Source organism: Collinsella sp. AM38-1BH, assembly GCF_003467545.1.
GTDB lineage: Bacteria > Actinomycetota > Coriobacteriia > Coriobacteriales > Coriobacteriaceae > Collinsella.
The window spans coordinates 1-1,909 of record NZ_QSHC01000018.1 but is presented as its reverse complement, the minus strand read 5'-3'; the positions used below and the strand labels follow the sequence as shown (position 1 = coordinate 1,909).

Sequence of the window (1,909 nt, the reverse complement as noted above, 5' to 3'; positions counted from 1 at the left end):
CCCCCCGCTGGCGTTTTATAGATTTGTTAACGTTGTCCTTCAATTTATGACGGGCTTACTAGCGGAGACCGACGAGGGTATAAAGATGCTATGTCTACAGTGGACAGCAAGATTCCCGAGGTCATACGGTCTGTCCGAGGTTTATGACCATATGTATGATTCTGAGCAACTCGGAGTCCAGTTAATTCATTTGTGAACAAAATATGGAGTGCGCGATTCCCGCCCACGGGGCCCCTCCGGTCTGGCAATATATCTCCTTGCCGCGCGGCCCGGTCGGACCGGATCAGCCGCAAAGCGTGCACCTTGAGAACCGGATACTGCGAGGATGGACACTTACTTCAGTGTCGCATCCGGGCAGACATCGAACCATTTGAAATGGTCTAACTTGGATTTGTGCCCCGAGAAATTCCTTTTCCTATACTAAAACCATATGAATCGAACGGAACCGATCAGCTAATAGTTGTGAGGACCGGACGGGCTCGAAGCCCATATATTTTGGACGGAGAGTTCGATCCTGGCTCAGGATGAACGCTGGCGGCGCGCCTAACACATGCAAGTCGAACGGCACCCCTCTCCGGAGGGAAGCGAGTGGCGAACGGCTGAGTAACACGTGGAGAACCTGCCCCCTCCCCCGGGATAGCCGCCCGAAAGGACGGGTAATACCGGATACCCCGGGGTGCCGCATGGCACCCCGGCTAAAGCCCCGACGGGAGGGGATGGCTCCGCGGCCCATCAGGTAGACGGCGGGGTGACGGCCCACCGTGCCGACAACGGGTAGCCGGGTTGAGAGACCGACCGGCCAGATTGGGACTGAGACACGGCCCAGACTCCTACGGGAGGCAGCAGTGGGGAATCTTGCGCAATGGGGGGAACCCTGACGCAGCGACGCCGCGTGCGGGACGGAGGCCTTCGGGTCGTAAACCGCTTTCAGCAGGGAAGAGTCAAGACTGTACCTGCAGAAGAAGCCCCGGCTAACTACGTGCCAGCAGCCGCGGTAATACGTAGGGGGCGAGCGTTATCCGGATTCATTGGGCGTAAAGCGCGCGTAGGCGGCCCGGCAGGCCGGGGGTCGAAGCGGGGGGCTCAACCCCCCGAAGCCCCCGGAACCTCCGCGGCTTGGGTCCGGTAGGGGAGGGTGGAACACCCGGTGTAGCGGTGGAATGCGCAGATATCGGGTGGAACACCGGTGGCGAAGGCGGCCCTCTGGGCCGAGACCGACGCTGAGGCGCGAAAGCTGGGGGAGCGAACAGGATTAGATACCCTGGTAGTCCCAGCCGTAAACGATGGACGCTAGGTGTGGGGGGACGATCCCCCCGTGCCGCAGCCAACGCATTAAGCGTCCCGCCTGGGGAGTACGGCCGCAAGGCTAAAACTCAAAGGAATTGACGGGGGCCCGCACAAGCAGCGGAGCATGTGGCTTAATTCGAAGCAACGCGAAGAACCTTACCAGGGCTTGACATATGGGTGAAGCGGGGGAGACCCCGTGGCCGAGAGGAGCCCATACAGGTGGTGCATGGCTGTCGTCAGCTCGTGTCGTGAGATGTTGGGTTAAGTCCCGCAACGAGCGCAACCCCCGCCGCGTGTTGCCATCGGGTGATGCCGGGAACCCACGCGGGACCGCCGCCGTCAAGGCGGAGGAGGGCGGGGACGACGTCAAGTCATCATGCCCCTTATGCCCTGGGCTGCACACGTGCTACAATGGCCGGTACAGAGGGATGCCACCCCGCGAGGGGGAGCGGATCCCGGAAAGCCGGCCCCAGTTCGGATTGGGGGCTGCAACCCGCCCCCATGAAGTCGGAGTTGCTAGTAATCGCGGATCAGCATGCCGCGGTGAATGCGTTCCCGGGCCTTGTACACACCGCCCGTCACACCACCCGAGTCGTCTGCACCCGAAGTCGCCGGCCCAACC

At 61.6% G+C, this 1,909-nt stretch carries 1 rRNA gene; it reads left to right on the top strand.

Annotation, left to right across the window (positions count from 1 at the left end):
- Positions 1–496 precede the first annotated feature (496 nt).
- Positions 497–1,909 (top strand): 16S ribosomal RNA (locus DW870_RS08150); the annotation flags it as partial.